Origin of the sequence: Streptomyces shaanxiensis (genome assembly GCF_039537145.1) — a bacterium.
GTDB lineage: Bacteria > Actinomycetota > Actinomycetes > Streptomycetales > Streptomycetaceae > Streptomyces > Streptomyces shaanxiensis.
Genome location: NZ_BAAAZY010000008.1, coordinates 267,740 through 293,565 on the forward strand (window position 1 = coordinate 267,740; position 25,826 = coordinate 293,565).

The 25,826-nt window shown below is 71.0% G+C and carries 19 protein-coding genes and 1 pseudogene; 7 read left to right on the top strand and 13 right to left on the bottom strand.

All coding sequences use genetic code 11. From position 1 onward, the window contains the following. Nucleotides 1-16: 16 nt before the first annotated feature. The 4 genes from ABD932_RS12860 to ABD932_RS12875 all read right to left on the bottom strand — a co-directional run bounded on the left by ABD932_RS12860 (nucleotide 17) and on the right by ABD932_RS12875 (nucleotide 4,411). Nucleotides 17-754, bottom strand: coding sequence for a 3'-5' exonuclease (locus tag ABD932_RS12860; RefSeq protein WP_345011915.1), 738 nt, complete (start codon nucleotides 752-754; stop codon nucleotides 17-19). 118 nt (nucleotides 755-872) lie between these two features. Then, complete coding sequence (locus tag ABD932_RS12865; protein WP_345012006.1) at nucleotides 873-2,111, bottom strand: SAV2148 family HEPN domain-containing protein; 1,239 nt, start codon at nucleotides 2,109-2,111, stop codon at nucleotides 873-875. 103 nt (nucleotides 2,112-2,214) lie between these two features. Beyond that, a complete protein-coding gene (locus ABD932_RS12870; protein ID WP_345011917.1) occupies nucleotides 2,215-3,543 on the bottom strand; it encodes a copper amine oxidase in 1,329 nt (442 codons plus the stop codon). Between the two features lie 55 nt (nucleotides 3,544-3,598). Next, on the bottom strand, nucleotides 3,599-4,411 hold the full coding sequence (locus ABD932_RS12875) for a Tat pathway signal sequence domain protein (RefSeq protein WP_345011919.1): 813 nt from the start codon (nucleotides 4,409-4,411) through the stop codon (nucleotides 3,599-3,601). 194 nt (nucleotides 4,412-4,605) lie between these two features. Between ABD932_RS12875 and glgX the strand changes: the two genes are divergently transcribed. From glgX to ABD932_RS12890, 3 genes are all read left to right on the top strand, one after another. Further along, the gene (gene glgX, locus ABD932_RS12880; protein ID WP_345011921.1) at nucleotides 4,606-6,753 is read left to right on the top strand and encodes a glycogen debranching protein GlgX; all 2,148 of its coding nucleotides are present in this window, start codon (nucleotides 4,606-4,608) and stop codon (nucleotides 6,751-6,753) included. Between the two features lie 324 nt (nucleotides 6,754-7,077). After that, nucleotides 7,078-9,468, top strand: coding sequence for a malto-oligosyltrehalose synthase (gene treY, locus ABD932_RS12885; protein ID WP_345011923.1), 2,391 nt, complete (start codon nucleotides 7,078-7,080; stop codon nucleotides 9,466-9,468). Between the two features lie 439 nt (nucleotides 9,469-9,907). Then, on the top strand, nucleotides 9,908-11,158 hold the full coding sequence (locus tag ABD932_RS12890; RefSeq protein ID WP_345011925.1) for a M14 family zinc carboxypeptidase: 1,251 nt from the start codon (nucleotides 9,908-9,910) through the stop codon (nucleotides 11,156-11,158). A gap of 99 nt (nucleotides 11,159-11,257) precedes the next feature. Here ABD932_RS12890 and ABD932_RS12895 read toward each other — a convergent pair whose 3' ends face one another. The 3 genes from ABD932_RS12895 to ABD932_RS12905 all read right to left on the bottom strand — a co-directional run bounded on the left by ABD932_RS12895 (nucleotide 11,258) and on the right by ABD932_RS12905 (nucleotide 13,835). Then, a complete protein-coding gene (locus ABD932_RS12895; protein WP_345011927.1) occupies nucleotides 11,258-11,767 on the bottom strand; it encodes an SSI family serine proteinase inhibitor in 510 nt (169 codons plus the stop codon). Further along, complete coding sequence (locus ABD932_RS12900) at nucleotides 11,764-13,134, bottom strand: M14 family zinc carboxypeptidase (protein ID WP_345011929.1); 1,371 nt, start codon at nucleotides 13,132-13,134, stop codon at nucleotides 11,764-11,766. The genes ABD932_RS12895 and ABD932_RS12900 overlap by 4 nt, the downstream gene beginning before the upstream one ends. Nucleotides 13,135-13,283: 149 nt before the next feature. After that, nucleotides 13,284-13,835, bottom strand: coding sequence for an FHA domain-containing protein (locus tag ABD932_RS12905; protein WP_345011931.1), 552 nt, complete (start codon nucleotides 13,833-13,835; stop codon nucleotides 13,284-13,286). A 185-nt stretch (nucleotides 13,836-14,020) separates the two neighbouring features. Between ABD932_RS12905 and treZ the strand changes: the two genes are divergently transcribed. Next, nucleotides 14,021-15,766 (top strand): malto-oligosyltrehalose trehalohydrolase, encoded by a 1,746-nt coding sequence (gene treZ / locus ABD932_RS12910; RefSeq protein WP_345011934.1) that lies wholly within the window; start codon nucleotides 14,021-14,023, stop codon nucleotides 15,764-15,766. A gap of 81 nt (nucleotides 15,767-15,847) precedes the next feature. Here treZ and ABD932_RS12915 read toward each other — a convergent pair whose 3' ends face one another. The 5 genes from ABD932_RS12915 to ABD932_RS12935 all read right to left on the bottom strand — a co-directional run bounded on the left by ABD932_RS12915 (nucleotide 15,848) and on the right by ABD932_RS12935 (nucleotide 20,437). Then, entirely contained in the window at nucleotides 15,848-16,810 is a 963-nt protein-coding gene (locus tag ABD932_RS12915) for a phosphotransferase family protein (RefSeq protein ID WP_345011936.1), read from the bottom strand. Nucleotides 16,811-16,871: 61 nt separating this feature from the next. Beyond that, complete coding sequence (locus ABD932_RS12920) at nucleotides 16,872-17,999, bottom strand: aminopeptidase P family protein (RefSeq protein ID WP_345011938.1); 1,128 nt, start codon at nucleotides 17,997-17,999, stop codon at nucleotides 16,872-16,874. A 120-nt stretch (nucleotides 18,000-18,119) separates the two neighbouring features. Then, nucleotides 18,120-18,740 (bottom strand): LysE family translocator, encoded by a 621-nt coding sequence (locus ABD932_RS12925; RefSeq protein WP_345011940.1) that lies wholly within the window; start codon nucleotides 18,738-18,740, stop codon nucleotides 18,120-18,122. Between the two features lie 71 nt (nucleotides 18,741-18,811). Further along, entirely contained in the window at nucleotides 18,812-19,411 is a 600-nt protein-coding gene (locus ABD932_RS12930) for a PDZ domain-containing protein (protein ID WP_345011942.1), read from the bottom strand. A gap of 159 nt (nucleotides 19,412-19,570) precedes the next feature. Continuing rightward, nucleotides 19,571-20,437 carry a LysR family transcriptional regulator gene (locus ABD932_RS12935; RefSeq protein WP_345011944.1) on the bottom strand — a complete coding sequence of 289 codons (867 nt, stop codon included), beginning with the start codon at nucleotides 20,435-20,437 and terminating at the stop codon, nucleotides 19,571-19,573. A 94-nt stretch (nucleotides 20,438-20,531) separates the two neighbouring features. Here ABD932_RS12935 and ABD932_RS12940 point away from each other — a divergent pair, with 94 nt between their 5' ends. Continuing rightward, on the top strand, nucleotides 20,532-21,266 hold the full coding sequence (locus tag ABD932_RS12940; protein ID WP_345011946.1) for a CTP synthase C-terminal region-related (seleno)protein: 735 nt from the start codon (nucleotides 20,532-20,534) through the stop codon (nucleotides 21,264-21,266). Between the two features lie 40 nt (nucleotides 21,267-21,306). Here ABD932_RS12940 and ABD932_RS12945 read toward each other — a convergent pair. Then, nucleotides 21,307-22,635, bottom strand: a pseudogene (locus tag ABD932_RS12945) (multicopper oxidase domain-containing protein); the annotation flags it as partial. Between the two features lie 141 nt (nucleotides 22,636-22,776). Between ABD932_RS12945 and ABD932_RS12950 the strand changes: the two are divergent. Continuing rightward, nucleotides 22,777-24,471: a recombinase family protein gene (locus tag ABD932_RS12950; RefSeq protein ID WP_345011948.1), complete on the top strand. Its 1,695-nt coding sequence runs from the start codon at nucleotides 22,777-22,779 to the stop codon at nucleotides 24,469-24,471. A gap of 87 nt (nucleotides 24,472-24,558) precedes the next feature. Beyond that, entirely contained in the window at nucleotides 24,559-24,756 is a 198-nt protein-coding gene (locus ABD932_RS12955; protein ID WP_345011950.1) for a hypothetical protein, read from the top strand. Nucleotides 24,757-25,826: the final 1,070 nt, after the last annotated feature.

Sequence of the window (25,826 nt, forward strand, 5' to 3'; positions counted from 1 at the left end):
GACTGCCCGCCGGCCCTCAGACCGCTTCCCCGGCGACCTTCTCCCCCGTCGGCTCCCTCAGCGGCCACGTCCCGTCGACCACCGCGGTCGCGTCGCCCTTGCGGCGCAGGAAGTTCTGGAAGTCCGCCGCCCATTCGGCGTACCACTCGATCTGGCGGCGGTGGAGCTCCGCCGGGCCGAGAGCCGCGATCTTGGGGTGGCGGACGGCTATCGCACCGGCGAGCCGGGCCGCGGCAAGGGCGTCGGCCGACGCGTCGTGCGCGGAGTCGAGGGAGATGCCGTACTCCCGGCAGACCGCTTCGAGGTTGCGCTTGCCCCGGCGGTAGCGGTCGGCCCAGCGGTCGATGGTGTACGGGTCGATGACCGGGGCCGGGTCCTGGCCGCCCAGGCGGTCGCGCAGGGACGGCAGTCCGTACCGCCGCAGCTCGGCGGAGAGCAGGCTCAGGTCGAAGGCCGCGTTGTAGGCGACGACCGGCACGCCCGTCTTCCAGTACGTCACGAGGACGTCCGCGATGGCGTCGGCCACCTGGTCGGCCGGGCTGCCCTCGGCGGCCGCGCGTTCGTTGCTGATCCCGTGGACCGCGACCGCGTCCGCCGGGATCTCGACGCCCGGATCCGCCAGCCACTCCTTGTGCCCTATGGGCTGCCCGTCCCTGACCTCGATCACGGCGCCCGTGACGATGCGCGCCTCGCGCGGATCGGTTCCCGTCGTCTCCAGGTCGAAGCCGATCAGCAGCTCCCGGTGCCAGCCCATGGGCGGTCCCCCTTCTTGGTGGTGCTTTCCCCCAGTGGTCTCCACCTTCCCATGGGCCACTGACAATCAAGGGACCGCATTCCGTTTGTGCGGTGGGAGGTGGGCACCGCGGGACAGTTCAGGACACCGGACGCGAATCCGCCCACATGAGCTCGAACTCCTCGCGATACGTCGGGAAGAGCCCGCCCTCGTCGATCTCGTCCGACTTGACCACCCTGCTGCCGTTGCGCAGCACCAGGACCGGCGCCTCCAGCCCTCGGGTCCGCCGCAGATAGGTCTGCACGACCGCGATGCCGTCGGAGCCGTCGCCGTCCACGAGGTAGGCCGTGAAGCGGGGCGTCTCGTCGAAGACCTGGATCTCGAAGGCGCCGGGGTCGCGCAGCCTGGACCGTACCCGGCGCATGTGCAGGATGTTCATCTCGACCGCGCGGCTCAGCTCGCCGCGCTTGATGCCCAGTTCGCGCTCGCGCCGCTTGACCGCGCTGGAGGCCGGGTTCAGGAACAGCAGCCGCACCCGGCAGCCGGACTCCGCGAGCCGCACCAGGCGCCGCCCGGAGAAGTTCTGCACGAGCAGGTTGAGGCCGATGCCGATGGCGTCGAGCCGGCGCGCGCCGCCGAAGATGTCCTCGGCCGGGAACTGGCGCAGCAGCCGCACCCGGTCGGGGTGCACGGCGACCACGTCGGCGTACCGGTCACCGATCAGGTCCTCGACCGCGTCGATGGGCAGCCGGCGCGCGGACGGGACGTCACCGCCCGTGCCGAGGATCTCGAGCAGACGCGCCGAGGCCCGCTCGGCCTGGTTCAGGACCGCCTCGGACAGGGCCCGGTTGCGCGAGACGACGTTCCGGGTCACCTCGAGCTCGTCCAGGGCGAGTTCGACGTCCCGGCGGTCGTCGACGTACGGCTCGAAGCACGGCCAGTGCTGGACCATCAGCTCGCGCAGCTGCGGCAGCGTGAGGAAGCTGAGGACGTTGTCGTCGGCCGGATCGAGCAGATAGCCCTTGCGGCGGCTGACCTCGCGGACGGCGACCGCGCGCTGCACCCACTCCTGGCCGGCCGGCCCGGCCGCCGCCACGACCCAGTCGTCGCCGTGGACGGGTTCGTAGATGGGACGCAGAACAGCGGCCACGACGGCGCGCAACCGCTGTTCGACGAGGTTCAGCCAGATGTAGGCCCGGCCTGCCCGCTGGGCGCGCGTACGCACCTCGCGCCAGGCGTCGGTGTCCCAGTCCAGCTCCGGGCCGATGGAGCTGGTCTCCATCGGCCTGGCCAGGGACACCGTGCCGGGTGGGACGTCTGTGGAGTTCCCCTCGTGACCCTCGTCACCAGGGGGCAACTCCAGCCCTCCCGAGCCCACCCGCGCACCGCCTTCCGCTCCCCCGAGCACTCCCCGTCCCAACGATCAAGGAAGGGTACTCCGGGAGCGGTCGGCGGTGCAGCCGGATGGACAAGAGGGATTCTCAACTATCGCGGCCGACATGGCCATTGATGCCCTTGAGGTCCGCCGGAGTGAGCGGATTCATAGCGGTGACGTCCCGCGGGGCGATGGAGAAGCCCTGCCAGTGGACCGGCATCGGCTGCTGGTCCTCGTCCCGCACGATGTGGTGGAAGCCCACGTTCATCCAGACCACGGGGTGAGTGAGGGACTGCCCGTTGACCCACTTGTCGACGTCCTTGGGGTGTCCGGCACCGCAGGCGCCCAGGTTGCCGCTCGCGTACTGCTCGCACTTGTTGTACTCGGTGAAGTACACGTCGTGCGCGGTGAAGGGACGGCCCGGAAACTTGGTGGTGGCACCCGGCACGAGCTCGTAACTGCGCGCGTGCCCGTCCTTGTTCTTGCCCGTCCCGCTGACCACCCGCCACCAGCGCATGTTCTTGGCGTCGCCGGCGAGTTCCTTGGTGACCTTCGTGACGGTCGTCTTGTTGGTCGGCCCGCGGTCGCCCGCCGCCGGGCTCACCTTCGAGTCGTACTGCTCGACCCGGGTCTTGGAGGAGCCGTCGAGGCCGAAGTCGAGCCGCCAGAAGACGTTGTGGCTGTGGCTGTCGGCGTAGTCCTTGGCGCCCTTGCCGATGGGCCAGCCGCGGCCGTCACCGGCGTCGTAGTCCTCGGGCGCGAGGCTGCCGGTCGCGCCGACGTTCATGCTGACCGTGCCGTCGTCCGAGAAGCGCCACTCGGTGATGTACTCGTACCAGCTCACCTTGTTGATGGTGTAGAGCAGCAGGTCCTTGCCCTGGGCCTGGTAGGTCTTGCCGATACCGCCGTTCAGCGGATCGGTCTGCATGTGGTACGCGTGGCCGCGCGAACGGGTCGTGGCGCACAGGCCCTTGACGTCCTGCGAGGCGGAGTAGGCGGGCTCGCGGACCTTGACGGTCTTGATGGTGCCGCCCGGGCATTCCGCCGGCTTCATGTTCAGCAGGCCGTTGCCGAAGTTGTACTCCGTGACGTCGTTGAACTCGGAGTCGCCGTCGTCGTAGGGCACATGGATCTGGGCGAGCTTGGCGCTGTTGAGGACCTTGATCGGCTTGGCCTCGCCGGGCGGCTGGTAGGAGATGTCCTCCAGCATGACCCCGGCCGTGCCGTTGAAGCGCCAGCACATCCGCCAGGTGGTCCCGGTGGAGAGTTTCTGCTCGATGCGGTACGCCGCGCTGCAGTTGGGGGTCGGGGCGGCGGCCGCCTTCGGCTGGGCGACGGCCGGTCCCGCTCCGGTCGTCGCGCCGGCGGCCAGCGCGGCCAGGGACAGGCCGAAGGCCGCCCGCCTGCGGGCACGGCTGATTCTGTTGACGCGCATGAAGAGGTGACTCCCTTACAGGAGGTGCAGGGTTGGAAAAGTGAACGGAGTCGGCTCAGCCGAGCCGGATCACCTTGCGGGCGCTCAGGTCGATCACGAAGTCCCGGAGGTCGACCCACGACCCGTTCTTGATCTTCGGGAACAGTCGGGTACAGCGGTGCTCGCCGCACTTGGCGACCGATGCCGACCCGCCCGGGTTGGCCTTGTACACCATGCTGTTGAGCTGCAGCTGGTCCGGGGAGGTGAGCTCCTTGCCGGTGGCGTCCTTGTAGTCCGCCTTCAGACCCGCGCCCAGCGGGTCGGCGATCAGCAGCTTGGCGGCCTCGGTCTCCTCGGAGCGGCTCAGCGGCGGCTGGACACCGCGCTGGGTGGCGGTGTGCTCGACCTTGCCCGTGTCGAGGTTGACGGTCCGGGTGACGAGGGTGTCGTCCCGGTAGTCGTAGAAGGTCACCTCGGCGCGCCGGGGCGCGTTCACGTCGTCGACCTCGTCGGCCTCGGGCTCGGCGAGCTGAGTCTCGATCCGCTGCAGGCCGCGCGCGCCCCTGACGTTCTCGCTCCCGTCGAACAGCTGCCGGTTCACCGCGAGCTTCTCGACGCGCGTGATCTCGTCGTCGGTCAGCGGGTCGTTACCCTTGCCGCGGTCGCCCTCGACGGGCGCCTCTTCGACGACGCCGGGCTGCACGGCCGCGGCGCCGTCCTGCCCCTGGGCCGCCTGCTGCGCGGACCGGCCGCTGCCGTCGGCCCCTGCCGTCGTGTCGGCCCCCGCCGTCCCCGGCAGGGTGATCCCGACCATCACGGCCGTTCCGGCCACCGCGATGGCCGCACCTGCCACCACCTTGCCCAGATGGCGGTGCACTATCTTGCGCACATCTTCCCCCTACTCCCCCCTACATCCCCGGGAGTACGTCTCTGCCCCACTGGTAACGCCCTTGATGGCCGTACCCGCATCTGCACTGGTCGACCGGTAAGAGGGACGTAAGTCATAGGTGGTTCCCTCACTTTCGGGGAGACTCGACGGCAAGGCGCCCCCGACGGCGGGCCCGAGCTGAAAGAGTCGTGTCCATGCAGGTCTGGCCTGGAGAGGCATATCCACTCGGTGCCACCTACGACGGCGCCGGCACGAACTTCGCGGTCTTCACGGAGGCCGCGGACCGAGTAGAGCTGTGTCTGCTGCACGACGACGGCTCGGAGACGGCGGTGGAACTGCGGGAGAGCGACGCGTTCGTGCGGCACGCGTACGTGCCGGGCGTCATGCCGGGGCAGCGGTACGGCTTCCGGGCGCACGGCCCGTACGCCCCCGAACACGGCCGGCGCTGCAACTCCGCGAAGCTGTTGCTCGACCCGTACGCCAAGGCGATCAGCGGCGCGATCCGCTGGGGCGAGGAGGTGTACGGCTACCACTTCGACCGGCCCGAGCAGCGCAACGACCTGGACTCGGCGCCGCACACGATGTCGTCGGTGGTCGTGAACCCGTACTTCGACTGGGGCGACGACCGGCGCCCGCGCACCGAGTACCACCACACGGTGATCTACGAGGCCCATGTGAAGGGCCTCACGATGCGCCATCCGGGGCTGCCGGAGGAGCTGCGCGGCACCTACGCCGCCCTCGCGCACCCAGCGGTCATCGAGCACCTCACCGAGCTGGGCGTGACGGCACTGGAGCTGATGCCGGTCCACCAGTTCGTGAACGACCACCGGCTGGTCGACATGGGCCTGAACAACTACTGGGGCTACAACACGATCGGCTTCTTCGCCCCGCACAACGCGTACGCCTCCTGGGGCGACCGCGGCCAGCAGGTCCTGGAGTTCAAGTCGGCGGTGCGGGCGCTGCACGAGGCCGGCATCGAGGTCATCCTCGACGTGGTCTACAACCACACCGCCGAGGGCAACCACCTGGGCCCCACGCTGTCCTTCCGGGGCCTGGACAACGCGCAGTACTACCGCCTGACGGACGACCCGCGGTACTACATGGACACCACGGGCACCGGAAACTCCCTGCTCATGCGGTCCCCGCACGTCCTGCAGCTGATCATGGACTCGTTGCGCTACTGGGTGACCGAGATGCACGTCGACGGCTTCCGCTTCGACCTCGCGGCCACCCTGGCGCGGCAGTTCCACGAGGTGGACCGGCTGTCGTCGTTCTTCGACCTGGTCCAGCAGGACCCGGTGGTCTCCCAGGTGAAGCTGATCGCCGAGCCGTGGGACGTGGGCGAGGGCGGCTACCAGGTGGGCAACTTCCCGCCGCTGTGGACCGAGTGGAACGGCAAGTACCGCGACACCGTACGGGACCTGTGGCGCGGCGAACCGCGCACGCTGGCGGAGTTCGCGTCCCGGCTGACGGGCTCGTCCGATCTGTACCAGGACGACGGGCGGCGCCCGCTGGCCTCCATCAACTTCGTGACCTGCCACGACGGGTTCACCCTGCACGATCTCGTCGCGTACAACGACAAGCACAACCACGCCAACGGCGAGGACAACCGGGACGGCGAGAGCCACAACCGGTCCTGGAACTGCGGGGCGGAGGGCGAGACCGACGACCCGGCCGTCCTGGAGCTGCGTGCCCGTCAGATGCGCAACTTCATCGCCACGCTCATGCTGTCCCAGGGCGTGCCGATGATCAGCCACGGCGACGAGTTCGCGCGCACGCAGCGCGGCAACAACAACGCGTACTGCCAGGACAGCGAGCTGGCGTGGGTCGCGTGGCCGGAGGACGGGGCGGACGGCTCGGACGACGGGGCCGCGGCCGGTCTGTCCCGTGAGCTGCTCGCCTTCACGCGCGCGATGGTGTGGCTGCGGCGGGACCATCCGGTCTTCCGCAGGCGCCGCTTCTTCCACGGGCGGCCCGTGGAGGGTACCCACGACGATCTGTCCGACATCGCGTGGTTCACTCCGCAGGGCACGGAGATGACCCAGCGGGACTGGGACCGGACGCAGGCGTCGGCGCTGACCGTGTTCCTCAACGGCAACGCGATCTCGGAGCCGGGTTCGCGCGGGGAGCGCATCGCGGACGACTCCTTCCTGCTGATGTTCAACGCCTCCCCCAAGACCCTTGAATTCGTCGTGCCGATCAACCACGGCCGCCAGTGGCAGGTGGTCGTCGACACGGCCCGCGCGGACGGGGTGCCGCCCGGGACGGGCGCGAAGGTGCAGGCCGGGGACCGGTTGACCTTGGTGGACCGGAGCCTGACGGTGTTGCAGCGGCCGGTCTAGGGGCGGGTGTCGGCGGGTGCCTGCCCGGTCGCGTCGGGACGCAACTGTTTCGTCCTGTCGTCCACGTCGGGACGGCACCGGCTCGTCCTGCCGGGGACGTCGGAACGGCACCGATTCGTCCTGTCGGGGACGTCGGGACGGCACTGTTTCGTCCTGCCGGGGACGTCGGAACGGCACCGGCTCGTCCTGCCGGAGACGTCAGGACGGCACCGGCTCGTCGTGTCCTCCCCCGCGTCGGGACGCGACCGTTTCGTCGTCTCGCGCGCGGCCCCACGTGGCGGGGACGATGACACGAAGCGCGGCGAGGCGGGTACGTAGCTTTCCATGACGTCTGAGCGACCTGACCCGACGGTGCCGACCGCCACCTACCGGCTGCAGCTGCAGCCCGCGTTCCCGTTCGCGGCCGCGGCTGCCGCCGTGCCGTACCTGGCCTCGCTCGGTGTCTCGCATCTGCACCTGTCCCCCGTCCTGGAGGCGGTGCCGGGTTCGGGGCACGGCTACGACGTCGTGGACCCCGCGCGCGTGCGCGAGGAACTGGGCGGCGAGGAGGGGCTGCGCGCGCTGGCGCGCACCGCGCGCGAGCACGGCCTGGGCCTGGTGGTGGACATCGTGCCGAACCACATGGCCATGGCCCCGCGCCACAACCGTGCCCTGTGGGAAGTCCTGCGCGAGGGCCCCAAGTCGCCGTACGCGCGCTGGTTCGACATCGACTGGGAGGCGCAGGGCGGCCAGGTGCTGCTGCCGGTGCTGGGGCACCCGCTGGGCGAGGAGCTCGGCAACCTGGAGGTGGACGGCGACGTCCTGCGCTACTACGACCATGTGTTCCCGCTGCGCGAGGGCACCGCGGACCTGCCGCTGCCGCAGCTCCTGGACGCGCAGTGGTACCGGCCGGTGTGGTGGCGGCTGGCGCGTACGGAGCTCAACTACCGGCGGTTCTTCAGCATCTCGGAGCTGATCGGGGTGCGGGTCGAGGATCCGGAGGTGTTCGAGGCCACGCACGCCAAGATCCTCCAGCTCCTGCACGAGGGCGTGGTCGACGGGCTGCGCATCGACCATCCCGACGGCCTCGCGGACCCCGACGCATACCTCCAGCGCCTCCACGAGGCGACCGGCGGGCGCTGGACGGTCGTGGAGAAGATCCTGTCGGACGGGGAGCACCTGCCGGCCTCCTGGCCCGTCGCGGGCACCACCGGCTACGACGCGCTGCGGCACGTGGACGGCCTCTTCACCGACCCGGCGGGCTTCGGGGAACTCCTGGGCCAGTACCGGCGGTTCGCGGCCCCGCAGACGGACCGGGGCGGCGACTGGGAGGCGACGGTGCGGCGGGCGGCGTACAAGGTGCTCACGCATGAGCTGGCCGCGGAGATCGACCGGCTGACGCGGGTGGCGAACCGCGTGTGCGTGACCTCCCCGGAGCTCGCGCTGCGCGATCGCGCGCCCTGGGCGCTGCGCACCGCGCTGCAGGAACTCCTCGTCCGGCTGGAGGTCTACCGGCCGTACGCCTCCGGTGACGCGGCCCGCGTGGTCACCGAGGAGGCCGCCGAGGAGGCCCGGCTCGCCTTCGTCGTGCCCGAGGAGGCCGCTGCGGTCGACGCCGTGCGCGAGCTGGTGCTCGGGCGGGCCGGTGACGGGCCGGAGCACGTGGAGTTCCGGACGCGGTTCGCGCAGACGGCGTCGGCGCTGCGGGCCAAGTCCGTGGAGGACACGGCGTTCTACCGCTATGTGCCGCTGCTGTCGGCGACCGAGGTGGGCGGCAACCCGGGGAGCCCCGCGGTCTCGCCGGACGAGTTCCACGCGTACTGCGCGCGCGTGCAGCGCGACTGGCCCGTGACCGGGACGGTCATGTCGACGCACGACACCAAGCGCAGTGCCGACGTACGGGCCGCGCTGGCCGTGCTCACCGAGTGCCCGGAGCGCTGGGCGGACGTCCTGACGGAGGTGACGCGCGACGGCGAGGGCGTACCGGACGCGCAACTGGCGTGGGCCGCCTGGCAGACGGTGTTCGGGCTGGGCGAGCCGGACGTGGAGCGCGTTCAGGGGGCCCTGCTGAAGCATGTGCGCGAGGCCGGGCTGTTCACCAGCTGGACGGAGCAGGAGCCGCCGTACGAGGAGGCGGTGGCGGCGTTCGTCGCGGCGGGGCCCTGCGGGGCGCCGGGCGAGCGCGTGGCCGCCGTCCGGAGCAGCCTGGAGCCGCACATCCGGGCGAACCTGCTGGGCATGGCCCTGGCCCAGCTGACGATGCCGGGCGTCCCGGACGTCTACCAGGGCACCGAGGGCGAGTACCGGGCGCTGGTGGACCCGGACAACCGTCGGGCGGTGCGGTTCCCGCACGAGGCTCCGGGCGACAAGGGCACGGTCACCGCGGCCGCGCTGCGGCTGCGCAGGCGGCGCCCCGACGCGTTCGGCAACTCGGCGTCGTACGCGCCCCTGACCGCCGAGGGACCGGCGGCCGCCCACTGTGCGGCGTTCGAGCGCTCCGGCGAGGTCGTCACCGCCGTGACCCGGCTGTCGCTGCGGCTGGCCCGGGCGGGCGGCTGGCGCGACACGCTGCTGCCGCTGCCGCCGGGGCGGTGGGCCGATGTGCTGGCTCCGGAGCGGGAGTTCACCGGGCACGCGCGCGTGGAGGAGCTCTTCGAGCGGCTGCCCGTGGCGTTGCTGGAGCGGGTCGGCGCGGAGGAAGGGACCGAGGGGGCGGAGAGGACCCAGCGGACGTAGTGCCGCTCGCGCCGCCCGCCCCGCGGCCGCCGTGGCCGAAGAAGCGCTCGTCAGGCGCGTACGACGTCACCGCGCGCTGTGGCGTCCTGCCGACGACCGGCTCGTACCCGCGCGCGCTCCCGGCGCTCGGGTACGACGGTCGGCGCGTGGTGACGAGCGGCGATGCGTACCGGCCGGCAGGCTCCGGCGACCTCCTGAGGGCCGGCGGGCGGTGCTCGGCGGGACGTACGCCTTGCCGAGTCACTCCTGAGGCGCGCAGGCCGCTCTCCCGGAGCGGTCGGGCGGGCCTCGCCCGGCCGCTGACGCCGACCGTTCCTGCCTGCCGGCGGTGAATGCAACTGGGCGCCCCCTGGAGCCTCCCCCGAGAACTCCTTGACACGTCAACGAGACCGTGGGGTACTGCGGATTGCGAAGCCGGGCGGATGTGACCGTGACGGGGGTGAGTCTCCTGCCGGAGCTGCGCTACCCCACCGTTGCCGAACTGGTCCTGTCCGCCCGGGCCCTGGCCGCTCACCGACCCGGCTTGTGCACGCTGAGACAGGTGGGGACCTCCCGGGGCGGCAGACCCCTCCATCTGCTGTCCATCGGCCACGCCCGCCGCGCCGTCCTGGTCGTCGCGGGCGCACACGCCAACGAGCCGACAGGGAGCTCCACGCTCCTCGCGGTCGCCGAGCGCGTCCTGCACGAGCGGGACCTTCGGGCCGACATCTCCTGGCACTTCCTGCTGTGCGCGGACCCGGACGGGGCGAGCCTGCACGTCACTCCGGCGCCCCGCAGTCTGTTCGAGTACCACCTCGGCTTCTTCAGGCCGGCTGCCGCGGAGCAGCCGGAGTGGGCGCCGGCCGCGCTGCCGCCCGACCGGCTGCCGCCGGAGACCCGCGTGCTGACCGGGGTCATCGACGAACTGCGCCCCTACCTCCAGGTGACCCTGCACGGCACCGATCTGGGCGGCAGTTGGGTGCAGCTGACGAAGGACGTTCCCGGGCTCGCCGAGCCGTTCGCGAAGTCCGCGGCTCAGCTGCACATCCCGGTGGAGACCGGCGCTTCGGACGCGGCGGGCTGGCCCGCGGCCGGACCCGGGGTGCATGTGATGCCGGCGCCGGGCGCGGGGGCGGCGTACCCGAGCATGCCGGACGACGCGCGCAGCAGCACCTGGTATCACGTGCACCGGTACGGCGGCCTGACCGCGGTCGTCGAGGTGCCGATGTGGGCGAGCGACCTGGTGGACGACCCGGCGCCGCATCCGGATCCGGCCGGGGCGATGCGGCGGCTGGGCGGCCGGCTGAGGCGGGACGCGCTGGAGGTGGAACTGGTGCTCGCCGAGGCGCTCCCCCGTCTGGACGGCCTCGACGGGCCCCTGTTGCGGGCCTCGAAGTGGGCGCTGGAGCTGGTGCCGGGGCTGGCCGCCGACTGGATGCACACACCGCCCGCCGACGACACCAGGGCGTACGTCGGGAGCGTGGACGCCTTCGGGCGCCGGCTCCCGCTGCGGGCGGCGGCCATGCTGCTGCGCGTCCTGCAGGAGGCCGACGACCGCGCGGCACCGCGCCTCGAACACCTCGTGGCGACCTGGAGCGACGCCTTCGCCGAACGCTTCCGTGCCCGCTGGGTGCCCCTGGAGCACCAGGTCGAGCACCAGTCCCGCACGGTCGTCGCGGCGGCGTTGCACGCACGCGACCGAGCGGCGTGAGACGGAACCCCGCCGTGCGGGCAGGCCGGCGCCACGCGCGCGTGCGGCTCGCCACCGGCATGCGGCGACCCGGGCGGCCCCGTCGGCTCGAACACCGTGTCAGCTGTCCAGCGTGAACAGCGAACCGGTCCGCGCGGCCAGCGCGCAGGAGTTGGAGAAGGTCTCCCGGTACTCGACGGACCGTCCGCCCCATGTCCCGCGCGCGTGAGCGGTGACGGGCGCGTAGATCATCGGGCAGAAGGTGTTCTTGGGCTGGAGTCCCTGGAGCCGGCTGATGTCGCCGTCCACCTTCGTGAGCTCGGCGCAGGCCTCGACCGCCCGATCGTGCCCCTGGGGCGGGTCGCACGAGAGGAGGACGCCGCGGCTGTGACCGCCTTCGCCGCGCGTCCCGCCGTGTCCGCCGTCGCCACGCGCGTCGGCGCGCCCGCCGTCGCCGGGGGTGATCGTGAGGAAGAGCCAGTGCGTCGGCCCGGGCTCCAGGAGCGGGTCGTGCGCCGCCGCGGGCGCCGGAGCGGCGCCGAGGACGAGGAGGGTGGTGGCGGCCGCCAGGCCGGCCTTCGCCGCGCGGGAGTGTCCGGTGAGGTAGCGCCTCGTGAGGGATTGTGTCATTCCCGATGCATCGGCACGGCGGCACCGGCATTCCAGCCCGGCTCACCCGAACGGGAACACGCGGGCGCGTACCGGCCGGCGAGTTCGAACGTGGCGAGCACGACCCGCGACTGGTACTCCACCTGGCGCGCGACCGGTATCCAGCGCGCCCCGCAGCCGTCGCGGTAGTCCTCGCACCACTCGTCCAGCAGGCGGTTCAGTTCCGGCATCACTGCGGCCGGGTCGCGTCCGGCGGCCGTCACGAGCTGGTGCAGCAGCCCGGCCGTCCGCAGGGCGAGGCGCCGCCCGGCGATGCGCAGAGCGGCCAGATGGGCGGTGCTGAGCGGGGGAAGGGGGCGGGCGTCGCCGGGTTCCTGGAAATCGGGGTCCCAGGTGTCGGCCAGCCCCGGGCAGACCAGTAAATAGTCGTCCACCGGGGCGAGCAGCCGGGCCGTCTCGGGCCCGGCCGGCAGGTGCGGGCGCAGGCGCTCCAGCAGCCGCTCCAGCACCCCGGTGTCGTGGCGCAGGGTGTGGCTCACCATGCGCAGGACCGTTTCCTCATCGACGGGCCGGGCGCCGTCCTCCACTGCTGCCACGCCCCACATGGGGGCCTCGACGACCGCCGTGACCGTGCCGTGCCGGTGCGGATGGAACCAGGTCGACTCGACGGCCGCCTCGGTAATGGCGGCGGCCAGATCACCCCGGCGCGGCCTGGGGATCCGGTAGACGGCGGGTCCCAGTTCCGGCCAGTACAGGGTGTCGTAGGGGCCGAGTTCGCGCGGTATGCCGAGGCGGGCGGCGGAGTGCGCGACACGCTGGGCGAGACCGGGCAGGTCGTGGGTCAGCTCGACGAAGCCGCCGCCGACGTCGACGCCGTGCAAGGAGCACTGGAGGAAGGGCCGCAGTTCGTCCTGGAGGTCGAGCAGGGCGCGGGTCTCGGGCAGCGAGGCGGCGTCCGCGCCGTCGGGCAGCCACTCGGGCTGTTCCATGAATCCGGGCCGGAAGAAGTGCCGGAAGTAGCCGCCGAGGGTGTACGGGCCGTGCAGCCAGCCCTCGTTGCGGCGCAGGCCGTCGGGGTCCAGGCACAGCAGCAGGTTCCAGGTGGCGTCGGCGCCCTCGTGCAGGCGGGGGTCGGCGAGCACGCGTTCGGCCAGCCGCAGTACGGTCGCACCGCCCACCGGTTCGTTGGCGTGCGGGCCGGCCACGACGAGGGCCTGGCGGGTGCCGTGACCGACGGACAGCAGCCACAGCGGGGTGCCGGCGCGGGACGTCCCCACACGGCGCAGCCGCGCGTCACGGGGACGGCGGGCGACGAGTGCGGCCGCCCGGGCGCCCAGCTCGTCGAAGGTCGGGTAGCGGAGGAGTGGCGGCAGGGCACACCTCCACAATGTGGTGCCGTCGATTCACCTGGTGTACATGGTGTACGCACAGTCAGTCACGAGTTGACGGGTACGTCAACACCACAGAGAGCAAAGGGACTTCGGTCGAGCGTCACGCGGAGCCGAGGCCAGAGCCAAGGCCGGAGCGGAGGCCGCGCTCAGCTCGCGGCGAGCCGGAACGACATCCGGCCGAAGCCCACCTGGTCGCCCTCGCGGACCACCACGGCGCCGATGACGCGTCGGCCGTTCACCGTGGTGCCGTTGGTGGAGCCGAGGTCGCGCAGGACCCATATGCCGCCCTGGTTGCTCAGTTCGGCGTGCACCCGGGAGACCGTCTCGTGGGTCAGCCGCAGCCCGTTGGCGGGGTCGCGGCCTATGCGCAGCGGATGGCCGGACGCGGGGTGCGGCAGCAGCAGCTTGGGCAGCCGCTCGGCCTGCCATGCCCTGCGCAGTCGTACGGTGAAGCCGGAGACCGCCTCGACGGTGCCGAACACCAGGCGGGACACACGGCTCTCGACGGGGAGGTCGGCGGTGAGGACGGCGAGCTCGTCCGCGCGGCGGGCGGAGAGGGCGAGTTCCATGCGGCGCACGAACGTGTCGTGCGACAGCCGGCCCATGGCGACGCCGTCGCGGAGCACCTTCAGCGCCTTGTCGCGCTCCGCGTCGGAGAGCCGCGCGGGGTACGTGTTGAACTCGAATGACGACGTCACGCTGCTGATTGTCGGTCAGTGAACCCCAGGTGTCCAGAAAACGCGGAAACGGCGGCCACGCGCGCGTGCCCGACGGGACCGGTCACGACACCCGCCGCAAAAGGGAAGATTCAAAAGCGGATTGATCTCGTTTGAAGCACCATGGACGGGCTACATCACGGTGAGCAGACGAAGGGGAACCGTCCGTGCAGTTCGAGGTGTGGGCACCGCAGGCCGACCGAGTGACGCTCCATTGCGAGGGCGCCACGCGCGCGTTGGGGCGCGATCCCGATCGCGCGGGATGGTGGTGGGGGGAGGCAGATGCGCGGGACGGCACGCGCTACGGCTTCGCACTCGACGAGGGCCCTGTGCTGCCCGACCCGCGCTCCCGCCGGCAGCCGGACGGCCCGGACGGGCTGAGCGCGGTCGTCGACCACGGGCAGTACGCGTGGCGCGGCGAATGGGGCGGGCGTCCGCTGCCCGGCGCGGTGCTGTACGAGCTGCACGTGGGCACGTACACGCGTGAGGGCACGCTGGACGCGGCGGCCGAGCGGCTCGGGCATCTAGCCGAACTGGGGGTCACACACGTCCAGTTGATGCCCCTGAGTCCCTTTCCCGGGCGGCACGGCTGGGGCTACGAGGGGGTCTCCCTGTGGGCCGTGCACGAGCCCTACGGCGGCCCCGAGGCGCTGAAACGCTTCGTCGACCGGGCGCACGAGCTGGGCCTGGGCGTGGTCCTCGACGTCGTGCACAACCACTTCGGCCCGTCCGGGAACTATCTGCCCGCCTTCGGGCCCTACCTCACGGACACGCATCAGACGCCCTGGGGCGCGGCCGTCAACCTGGACGCGCCCGGCTCGGACGAGGTCCGTGCGTATCTCGTGGAGAGCTCGCTGGCCTGGCTGCGGGACTACCGGATCGACGGGCTGCGTCTGGACGCGGTGCACGCGCTGGTGGACACGCGCGCGTGCCACTTCCTGGAGGAACTGTCGACGGCCGTCGACACCCTCTCGGCCGAACTCGCCCGGCCGCTGTATCTGATCGCCGAGTCCGATCTCAACGACCCTCGGCTCATCACCGCGCGCGAGGCGGGCGGCCTCGGTCTGCACGCCCAGTGGAACGACGACTTCCACCACACCCTGCACACCGCCCTGACCGGCGAGTCCCAGGGCTACTACGCCGACTTCGCCCGCGCCCCCATGGCGGGCCTGGCCAAGACGCTCACCGACGGGTACTTCCATGACGGCACGTACTCCAGCTTCCGGGGCCGGCGCCACGGGCGCCCCCTGGACCGCACGCGTGTGGCGGCGCACCGCCTCCTCGGCTACGGCCAGACCCACGACCAGGTCGGCAACCGGGCCCAGGGCGACCGTCTGGCCGCCTCCCTCTCCCCCGGCCTGTTGGCCTGTGCGGCCACGCTGACGCTGACCGCCCCGTTCACGCCGATGCTGTTCATGGGCGAGGAGTGGGCGGCGGGCACGCCCTGGCAGTTCTTCACCGACCACACCGACCCGGAGCTCGCCGACGCCGTACGGCGGGGCAGGCGGCGGGAGTTCGCCGCGCACGGCTGGGCGGAGGAGGACGTGCCCGACCCGCAGGACCCGGCGACCCGGGACCGCTCCTGCCTCGACTGGTCCGAGCTCGACAGCGAGCCCCACGCGCGCGTGCTGGCCTGGTACCGCCGTCTCATCGCCCTGCGCCACGAGCAGCCCGACCTCACGGATCCCGACCTCGCCGACACCAAGGTGGCCTACGACGAGCAGCAGCGCTGGCTCGCCTTCCGCCGCGGCGACGTACGCGTGGCCGTCAACCTCGCCAAGGAACCCGCGGCGATCCCGCTGGGCCCCCGCAAGGCGGCCGTACTGGCCGCGTGGGAGCCCGTGGAGGCGCCGGGCGCGGACGGGGTGCTGCATGTGCCCGGGGAGTCGGGCGTGGTGCTGTTGCAGGGATGACCGGGGAGCCCGGCATCGAGCTGTTGCCGGGCTGACCGGGGAGTCCGCCATCAAACTGTTGCGGGGCTGGCCGGGAAGCTGTCAGAGCTCCTCGTCCGCGTCCTCCTCCCGGCCCTCCCCGGCCTCCCTCAGCTCCGTCACGCGCTCCAGCAGGATCGCCTCCCACGCGTGGCGGAGCTGTGTCCTCAGCAGCGGCAGTGGTGTCTCGCCCTTGCCGTCGAGGCGCCCCGCGAGGTGGACGAGCGCGTCGCAGCGGGCGAGCCAGAGGCCGCGCAGGCAGGGGCGGGCGCCGTAACCGGCCAGGGTGGCGGCGCGCACTGCGGCCGGGGAGCCGACGGCGAGGGCGAGACCGGCGATGTCCTCGGCGGGGTCACCGAGGACCGTGTCGGCCCAGCCGAGGATGCCGCGCACCCTGCCGTCGGCGCTGACGACGAGGTGGTCGCCGGTGAGGGCGTGGTGGACGAGGACCGCGGTGCCGGGCTGGGCCGCGAGCTGGACGGCGGCGGGCTGGGTGAGCTGACGCAGGCGGGCGGCGTCGAACTCGTCGGCGGCGGCGAGGCGCGCTGCGGCGGGTTCGGCGGCGCGCCGCATGGACTCCAGGGAGCGCGGCGCGGCGCGCGGCACGCCGAGCGTCTCGGCCTGCCGTACGGGGACCTCTCGCAGCCCCGTGAGCAGCCCGGCCAGATCGGCCTCACCGACCGCGGACACGTCGTGCTGGGCGCCCGCCCCGCCGGGCACCTTGTTGTCCAGGGTGTAGCTCAGCCCGGGCGCCCACTCGCCGTACGCGACGCTCGTCGGGACCGCCACCGGGACGTGCGGGCGGACCAGGTCGCGCAGGCGCAGTTCGCGGCGCTGGCGGACGGCGGCCTCCCGGTCGGGGGCGAGGCGCAGCACATGGCGGGTGCCGACCCACCAGGTGGCGGGTTCGGCGCCCGCTCCGGCGGGCCGGACCTCGGGTCCGGCCGAGTCGGCCACGTTGTCCTTGAGCAGGGAACGGACCAGTCGGCGGACGGTGTCCGCGGTGGGTGTCGGTGCCTGGGTCATGGTCGCGCCGTTGTCGCTCGGGGGTCTACGGGGGCTCCTTGCTCCGGGACGGGTCGCCGGGTCAGTCCACTATGACCATCTCGCGGGTGGTGTCGTTGAGGCGCCGGCCGCCGTCCTCGGTGACCGTCACGATGTCCTCGATGCGCACTCCGAAGCGGCCGGGCAGGTAGACGCCGGGCTCCACGGAGAAGCACATGCCCGGCACCAGGGGCTGCTCCTCGCCCTCGATCATGTACGGCGGTTCGTGCGTGGTGACGCCGATGCCGTGCCCGGTGCGGTGGATGAAGTAGTCGCCGTACCCGGCGTCCTCGATGACCGCGCGGGCGGCCCGGTCGACCTCCTGGCAGGCGGCTCCGGGCCGTACGGCGCTGAAACCCGCCTCCTGGGCCGCGCGCACCAGGTCGTGGACCCGCCGCTCCTCGTCGGTGGGTTCGCCGACGTGGACGGTGCGGGAGGTGTCGGAGCCGTAGCCGTTCTTCAGGCCGCCGAAGTCGAGGACGACCATGTCGCCGCGTTCGATCACGCGGTCGCCGACCTCGTGGTGCGGGTTGGCGCCGTTGGGGCCGGAGGCGACGATGGTGAAGTCGACCTGGGAGTGGCCGAAGCGTCGCAGCAGGTGGGCGATGTCGGACGCGACCTCGGACTCGCGGCGGCCTCCGAAGGGAACCTTCCGGATCTCCTCGAACGTTGCGTCTGCGGCCGCACCCGCGGCCGCCAACAGCTCCAGCTCGGCGGCGTCCTTGACGGCCCGCAGCATCGGCAGGGCGTCGGTCAGGGAGGCGTACGAGGTGCCGGGCAGCTCCTTCTGGAGCGCCAGCAGATGCATCGCCCAGGCGTTGTCGCTGATGCCGAACCGGCCGCTGGTGTCCAGGAGGGCGGCGGTGGCGGCGTAGGGGTCCTGGCCGTCGGTCCAGTCGCGCAGGGTCAGGCCGGGCGCGCCGACGGCCTTCGCGGCGTCCGGGGCCTCCAGGGCGGGGACGACGAGGACGGGGTCCCGGCCGGGGACGAGGACCAGCAGGGTGAGCCGCTCGGTCTCCGCGGGGGGCGCGTAGCCGGTGAGCCACACCAGGTCGGGGCCGGGTGCCACCAGGAGCCCGGCCAGCCCGGCGTCCGCGGCCGTCCGCGCGGCACGTGCCATACGGGCCCTGTAGTCGTCGGCGGTGAAGGGCGCGGGTGCGGTACCGGTCATCCGGGCCTCCCTGGGCGCGTGAAAGGACTACGGGCAGCATCCTGCCCGTACGGAGGGGGTGGCGCGAGCCGATCGGCGGAGCTTTCGGGCGGCTCGCCGCGAGGCCTGCCGGGCATGGCGTCAGGTGTCCAGTGCCATACGGACGCCGAGGAGCAGCAGCACGCCCCCGGAGACCTGTTCCAGGCGCCGGCGCACGCCCGCGCGGGAGAGCAGGGTCTTCATCCGGCCGACGAACCACACGTACAGGCCGTAGTAGCCGACCTCGTAGACCGCCCACAGCGCGGCGAGCCCGACCATGGTCGGCAGGTGCGGGGCCCCTTCCGGCACGAACTGCGGGAGGAAGGACAGGGCGAAGACGGCCGCCTTGGGGTTGGCGAGGTTGAGCAGCAGCCCGCCGCGGTAGGAGGCCCAGCCGCTCTTCCGGGCGCCCTCCCATGCGACCTCCGGCGCCCCCTTGGCACGGCGTGCCTCCCGCAGCGCCTGGACGCCGAAGCCGACGAGCACCACCGCGCCGACGATCCGCATCACGTCGTACGCCGCCTCGGAGGCGGTCAGCAGCGCGGTCAGGCCGAACGCGGCGACGACGCCCCAGATGAAGACGCCGGTCTCGTTGCCGAGCACGGTCAGGAATCCGGAGCGCCTGCTGTGCAGGGACTGCTTGATGATCAGCACGGTGCTGGGCCCCGGCGAGGCGGCGACGAGGGTACACGCCCCCAGGAAGGCGATGAGGCTGGTCGGCATGGGGTCATCGTGGCCCTGTCGACGGAGCGTGGCGAGTGGTTTTCGCGTCCTCGACCGGGAGTGCGGGGCGGTCAGGTGACGACGCCCGGGACCACTCTCAGCTGCTGGTAGCCGCCGCTGCGGTGGCGCACCGTCAGGACGGCGTCGCGGCCCGGGCGGGCCCCGGCGACGGCGCGCGCCAGGTCGGCGGCCGAGTCGACGCGGGTCCTGTCGAACGCGAGGACCACGTCGCCCCGGACCAGGCCGGCCGCGTATCCGGGACCGGGCACGTGCACGCCGACGACCAGGGCACCCGGCTTCTCGGCGTCCACGGCCTCCACGCCGAGGATCGCGACGGCGGCGGGAGTCGACGCGGAGGGCGACGACCGGGACGGCCGGGCCGAGGAACCGGGCAGTGCGGAGGTGGCCGGGCTTCCGGGGGCGCCCTGCTCCGCCTGGTGCCGCAGCTCGGCGAGTCTGCTCATACCGATCACCGTGGCCCCCATCGCACCGAGTCCGACTCCGGACAGGAGCAGGACCAGCCCGGCCAGCAGCGCGAGCAGCAGGGTCGTGAGCCGTCGGCCGCGTCGAGGGGGCGCGGCGTGCGGGCGCCGTGCGCCGGGGCCCGGCCTGTCGCCGTCGCCGGGCCCCTGACCTGGCATGGGCTTCGGTCGCAACGCAGTCTGTTCCATCGGATCGCCTCCGCCTGGTGACTACCCTGCGCACCGGCGCACAACGAGCCACGATCGAGTGAGACTGACCGGTGGTCAGGAACGGGAAGCCCCTGAAGAGGCCATGGACGTCACGACGGACACGGGACGTCGGTAGGCGGGCGGCGAGCGGGTCCCGCCTCACTCCCGTTCGGCCAGCACCTGCGCGAGCGCCGCCGCGGCTCCCCCGAGTGCCCCCGCGTGCACCAGTTCCGTCCGGTGCACGACACGAGGTTCCGTGACGGGTACGGCGACCGTGCCGGGCACGCCGTCGGCTACTGGGCGTGGCAGCAGGGTCAGGCCGTGACCGGCGGCGGCGAGCGCGGTGAGGGCACGGACGTCGGTGCCCTCGTAGCGCAGGGCGGACCGGAAGCCGTGGCCGCCGTTCGCGGCGCGGAGGTGGGCGAGCGGCAGGCCCGCGTCGGGGGCGTCGAGCCAGCGGGCGTCGGCCAGGTCGGCGAGGCGCAGGGCCGTGCGCCGGGCGAGCGGATGGGTGTCGGGCAGGAGGGCTCGGACGGGCTCCTCGCCCACGCCGAATGTGGTCAGTGGTGCCACGTCGGGCAGGGGCAGCGGGTCGCTCGGGGCGGCCAGGCCGTCCACCAGGCCGAGGTCCGCCGTGCCGGTGGCGACCGCCGCGGGGATCTCGTCGCGGGGCAGCACGCGCAGGGTCACCCCGGAGGCCGGGAGCGCGGCGAGGACGCGTGGTCCGAGCGCGGTCGACGAGGCCGCGAGGGTCAGTCCGTGGGCGGGTGCGGACGCCATGCGTACGACGTCCGCGCGGGCCGCCTCCAGACGCAGCAGCAGCGGGTCCGCGTGTTCCAGCAGCCGTGTGCCCGCCGCAGTGGGCGCGACGGGGCGGCGGGTGAGCAGCGGGGCGCCGAGGTCCTGTTCGAGCGCGGCGATGTGCTGGGAGACCGCCGACTGGGTGTAGCCCAGCTCGCGCGCGGCCTCGGAGAACGAGGCGAGGCGGGCGACGGTGACGTACGTGCGCAGCAGGTGCGGGTCCATGTCCGACAGCATCCCGTACGACATCAGCCTCGCTTATCGAGCATGCAGAAATCATCGTTGGACGTGAACTCGGGGCCGCGCCCAGGATGAGCCCATGACACACACCGCCGCTCGGACGGCCAAGCTCGCCCTGGTCGGGGACCGCTCTCCCAATGTCGCCTCGCACACGCGCGTGCCGCTTCTGCTGGACGCCCTGTCCGAACGCGACCGGCTCGTCCTCGACGCCTACTGGATCCCGTCGCAGGACGCGGCGGACGACGACGCGGTGCGCGGCTTCGACGCCGTGTGGGTGCTGCCGGGCAGCCCGTACCGCAGCGAGGCGGGGGTGCTGTCCGCGATCCGCACCGCGCGCGAGGAGGGCATCCCGTTCCTCGGCACGTGCGGCGGCTTCCAGCACGCGCTCCTCGAGTACGCCCGTGACGTGTGCGGACTGAACCGTGTCGCGCACGCCGAGAACGACCCCGACGCCGACGACTTCCTCATCGAACCCCTGGCCTGCTCGCTGGTCGGCCATGAGGCGGTGGTCCGGATCGAGTCCGGCTCGCTCGCCCAGTCGGTGATCGGCTCGGAGCGAACCGTCGAACGGTACTTCTGTGCCTACGGACCCACTCGCCACCTCGACACCCTCAGCGCGCACGGGCTGCGCTTCTCCGGGCACGACGAGGACGGCCACCTCCGGGTCGCCGAACTGCCCGGCCACCCCTTCTTCCTGGCCACGCTCTTCCAGCCGGAGCTGTCCGGGGACGGCTCGCGCCCGCACCCGGTCGTCCGGGCACTGGCGCGAGCCGCGGTCGAGCACGCGGCGAGCAAGGCCACCACGCGCGCGTGACGCACCCCCCCCGGCACGGGACGCGCCACGCGCGCGTACGTCAGCCCGTGTGCCCCTCCCCGTGACCGCCGTGACCGCCGCCGTGGTCGAACTTCAGCGCCTCCGCGGGCATGACGACGAAGGGCCGCATCATGCCCATGTCCTCGTGCTCGAGCAGGTGGCAGTGGTACATGAACCGGCCGTATGCGCCGTCGAACTTCCCCATCACACGCAGCATCTGGTTGCCGGGCACCTGGAAGACGTCCTTGTACCCGAGCTCGTTGGGTGCGAGCGGGATCGACGAACCGGCGTCGAACCGGATCGGGCCGCGGGTGCCGCCCACCGCCGGGTCGAAGCCCGAGACGTCGTAGGCGTCCCTGCCCAGCAGCTGGAAGTCGGCCAGGTGGATGTGCATGGGGTGGATGATGGGCGCCAGGTTGAGGAAGCTCCACTGCTCGTGGCTGCCCTCGGCGATGGTGAAGCCGAGGCCGTCGTTGAACGTCCGTGCCGTGCGCCGGTATGTCCTGGTCCTCCCGTCCGGGCCGGTGACCTGGATGACGCCCTCGGTGGGGACGTGGATGTCGCCCGGGTGCTCGACCTCCGCCATCTCCCAGATCTCCGGGTGACCGCCGGCGCCCTTGGTGGCGGGCGGGGTGAGCACGATCAGCCGGTGCCCGTGCTCGATGTCGTGCGTGAGCCGCCGGAAGGAACCTGAGAGCACCTCGGGCAGCTCGAAGGTGTCCGCCTCGCAGCTCTCCCCGACCCGGAACTCCATGACCGCCGGATAGCGCACGTCGCCCGCCGGGTCGGGTACGCCGGGCGGCTGGTTGCGGCCCTTGTTGACCAGGCGGAGCGTGCGGCCCGCGAGAGCGCGGAAGTCGACGAGCAGGTCGAAGCGCTCGGCCGGCGCCGCGCTGAGTGTCGGCAGCGCGCCGTCGAAGTCGATCGGCACCGGGCGCGGCAGCAGTCCGCCGTCGCTGCCGATCTGGTGCACGATGCCCGGGACCGGGTTGTCGTCCTCGTCGACCACGACGAGGTTGTAGATGCGCGCGTTGGACGCGTTGACCAGCCGGAAGCGGTACCAGGCGGCGTCCACCTCGGCGTGCGGCCAGATGCGGCCGTTGACGGTGGTGTACGGGCCGGTGAACGGGATGGAGACCGGCTTGCCCGTCTCCGGGTTCTTCGCCTGGACGATCACCGTCTTGTGCAGCAGCCGGCCGTTGAGACGGCCGTCCTCGTCGGTGTCGAGGTTGCGGTCCGCCAGCAGCAGCGGGATCTCCCGGTCCCCGCGGGGGAGATGAAGGGCGTCCTCCTCGTCGTCACGGACGAGGTAGGTGCCGTACAGGCCCGTCATCACGTTCCACCGCGTGATGTTCATGGCGTGGTCGTGGCCGAAGGGTGCAACACCGCCTCTGACCTGGGATTTTGAGTCATACCAGCGATTCGCCTCCGTCTACCTGGCGTTCGACTCGCTCGAAGACTGCGACGCCCCAGCACAAACGGGCGGTACGACTTCGGCGAACGGAACACGATGGAACGGGCAGACCTTCCAGCGCTGCGAGCACTTGGCTTCAGCGATGACGAGATCAAAGAGCTAGGGCTTTGGGAACCAGCGACCGGTGACCCTGCCGATTTTGCAGAGGCCTACCTCAGGCGCTCCAAGAAGAAAGACACTCTTACCGCGCTGCGTGGTCATCTGCGCGATATCTGCCGCCGTGCACACGAAGAGCGAAAGCAGATCCGGCACGTCTGGTTTGAGCAGCGCAGCGCGAGCAAGGCACACGTACGGCGCGAGGAATTCGACAGCGCATGTGACGCCGTTCTGCGCGGGCTTTCCAAGACGCTGTACGTATGGCGCACTGACCGGCTGTCCCGGCGAGGAATGGGCGCCGTAGACAGGCTCATTGACGATTTTGAGCGAAAGCAGCGCGCCCGGATCGTCTCTACCAGTGAAGGCTTGGACTCCGCACAGCCTGGCATGCGAATCGTCTTCGGAATCCTCGCTGACCGCGCACGCGAAGAGGCCAAGTCAATCACGGACCGTACACAGTCCAGCTCTGATGAGGAAAAACGAGAGGGCAATTGGCACGGCGGGATAGCCCCGTTTGGCCTGTACTCGCCCAAGGGCTCAAGGAAGCTAAAACGACTCGCATCTGAGCACCCACTAGCCCGGCGCATCGCCGAGTACCTCCTCAGCGGCAAAGTGCCTCAGTGGATCGCACAGACCCTCAACAACGAGGGGAAGCGCACACGCAAAGGCAAACTGTGGCGAGCGCAGACCATCATCCACCTTGCACACTCCCCAGCGTGGGCCGGTCTGGTCCCGGACCGTGAGCGGGTATTCGACGAGGACGGAAACCCGCTGGACAAGTGGATCAAGCGCGCTGAGCCGTTGCTCGATGACAAGGGCAACCCGGTGAGCTGTGGCGAGGGTGTCGTCACATACGCGGAATGGCTCAAGATTCAGAAGATCTTCGCGGGACGCACGGGCAGCGAACGCGGGAAGGGACGCACCAAGGGCACCGGACGGGGCGTGCGCCAGCACAAGACAGTGGCAGGGTGGATTCTGCTCTGCCCTCGCTGTAAGGGACCCATGAGCAACGGAGGGACGAACTACAGGTGCGAGACCCGCGTATCGCAGGGAGAGACAGCGTGCAAAGGCACAGTAACTTCACGCCAACGAGTTGATGAGGCCGTAGCTGTTCTCTGGATAAACCACATCCTCAGTTTGTCCCCCGAGTCGCCTACGATCCATGACATTGCTCGGCGGTGGCTCGCATACGCCGATCCCGAGAAAGAAGCGCGCAAACAGAAGACAACGGCCCTGTATGACGCTGCCATTGAGCGACAGGCGAAGCTTCGCAAAGAATTCTTCGTGTTCGGCCGGATGGATGAGGCCACATTTGAAGAACTGCGCAAGCAACAGGATGAGCTGGTTGCCGAACTGCGCACAGAGCTTGATGAGCTGTCAGTGGAAGCTGATCTCACGCCGCTGATGGACCCTTACGCACTGACAGCCATCTGGGAGGCCGAAGGCATCGAGGGGCGCCGGGCACTTTTCAAGGCAGCGTGTAAGAGCCTGACGATTTCGCTGCCGACTAAGCCGGGCGACCGGACACCCATTCTCGATCGGCTTGAGCCTGAATGGCGCGACGACAGCGTAAACCCAGCGGTAGAGGCCGCGTGGGTTGCGTGGGAGAAGAGCCGTACGGCATCCGCTGTCTGATTCAGCGGTAACCAATAGCACCGGTCAGGCCACGACTTGACGGAAGAGACCTGACCGGTGCTCCCACTAAGGGAAGGACCAGTTTAGATGACCAGAGACCAGTTCGACGCCGAAGAAATCGCATGGGCGCGCGAGGTCGAGTACCGAACCATTGCCCGCCGACTGGACAGGCTCTACGCCGCCCGCAGCGCTGGTGACGACAGCGTGTACCTGGCGCAGCGAATAGACCGCACAGAGCGGCTTCAACAGGCCATGCTCGGCTTCCCGGAGATACTGGCCCAGTAGAGCCCTGAGAGGCTCACACAGCGCCTTACAGCCCCGTTGGACGGGATTCCCCCAGCGGGGCTTTTTCATGCCCTCAGACGGGCGCACAGGGCCTCGGCGCCCCAACTACACAGCGAGTGAGGGGCGGGTGATCGCACCCCCATGTAGTTCCAAATCTGACACACCGTCAGAATACCCTTCTGACCTGCAAGAATGTAGAAATGTAGTTCTGTAGCCATTTCCACAACCATCTAAGGCCTATAGGGGTAAACCCGAGTGCCCTTCATTCCTACATTTCTACACAGGCGACCGACTCGCTAGTTACTGATTAGGCACGACGAAGCGCGTGCCCCTCCGTACGTAGGTGCCGCCAGCACAGACCACGCGTACACCCACAGACCAAAGGCCCTGTGCCTGCGTCGAACTGATCCCTCTTCCTGGCGGCAGGGGACCGGTTCCGCAGGCACAGGGCCTTTTCTTCGTTTCTGGAGAAATCCATCATGCCGCCATACCGCAAGCTACTGGCTGCCACGTGCCGCCAATGCGAAAACCTGACAGACGCAACCAGCCTAATTCGCGCCTCCAACACGTGGTCCGGGTTTGCCTACCTGTGTCGGCCGTGTGCTCGCGAGAGGGATCGTAAATACAACAAGACACCCGCTGGCCGTGCACGTTGGCAGCGCCGCCAGACGGGGGCAAACAGAGAGCCGCACAGGCGTTACCGGGACGCACATCTGCGGATCGAGAAGGAACGTGGCAAGGCCGCCGACCACACCTGCTACTGCGGCGCGCCAGCCGCCAGCTGGTCACTACTCCCGATGGTGCCGCACCTGAAAGATGGGCCGTTCGCCTATTCGCCGGACCCCGCCGACTACACACCTATGTGCAAGCCCCATCATTCCCTCTGGGACGGTCAGTTCAGGCGACTTAAGGGCGCGTAACTACCACAGCACCTACCAACTTTGGTACCTGCCTCGCTGCACGATTGCGAACCACCCGCCCATCCCCGTCCATGCCGCTGACCTGGGTAGATCTCCGAGCCGGCTGGGGGTGGCCTTTTTCGAAAGGGAACTACGATGCCCGACCCTGCC

Bases quoted from the DNA above. Each gene is read 5' to 3' on its own strand.
- ABD932_RS12915 (WP_345011936.1), bottom strand. From the start codon at position 16,810: ATGACCCAGGCACCGACACCCACCGCGGACACCGTCCGCCGACTGGTC.
- ABD932_RS12925 (WP_345011940.1), bottom strand. From the start codon at position 18,740: ATGCCGACCAGCCTCATCGCCTTCCTGGGGGCGTGTACCCTCGTCGCC.
- glgX (WP_345011921.1), top strand. From the start codon at position 4,606: ATGCAGGTCTGGCCTGGAGAGGCATATCCACTCGGTGCCACCTACGAC.
- treY (WP_345011923.1), top strand. From the start codon at position 7,078: ATGACGTCTGAGCGACCTGACCCGACGGTGCCGACCGCCACCTACCGG.
- ABD932_RS12920 (WP_345011938.1), bottom strand. From the start codon at position 17,999: ATGACCGGTACCGCACCCGCGCCCTTCACCGCCGACGACTACAGGGCC.
- ABD932_RS12935 (WP_345011944.1), bottom strand. From the start codon at position 20,437: ATGGACCCGCACCTGCTGCGCACGTACGTCACCGTCGCCCGCCTCGCC.
- ABD932_RS12955 (WP_345011950.1), top strand. From the start codon at position 24,559: ATGACCAGAGACCAGTTCGACGCCGAAGAAATCGCATGGGCGCGCGAG.
- ABD932_RS12950 (WP_345011948.1), top strand. From the start codon at position 22,777: ATGGAACGGGCAGACCTTCCAGCGCTGCGAGCACTTGGCTTCAGCGAT.
- ABD932_RS12930 (WP_345011942.1), bottom strand. From the start codon at position 19,411: ATGGAACAGACTGCGTTGCGACCGAAGCCCATGCCAGGTCAGGGGCCC.
- ABD932_RS12895 (WP_345011927.1), bottom strand. From the start codon at position 11,767: ATGACACAATCCCTCACGAGGCGCTACCTCACCGGACACTCCCGCGCG.
- ABD932_RS12940 (WP_345011946.1), top strand. From the start codon at position 20,532: ATGACACACACCGCCGCTCGGACGGCCAAGCTCGCCCTGGTCGGGGAC.
- ABD932_RS12860 (WP_345011915.1), bottom strand. From the start codon at position 754: ATGGGCTGGCACCGGGAGCTGCTGATCGGCTTCGACCTGGAGACGACG.
- ABD932_RS12870 (WP_345011917.1), bottom strand. From the start codon at position 3,543: ATGCGCGTCAACAGAATCAGCCGTGCCCGCAGGCGGGCGGCCTTCGGC.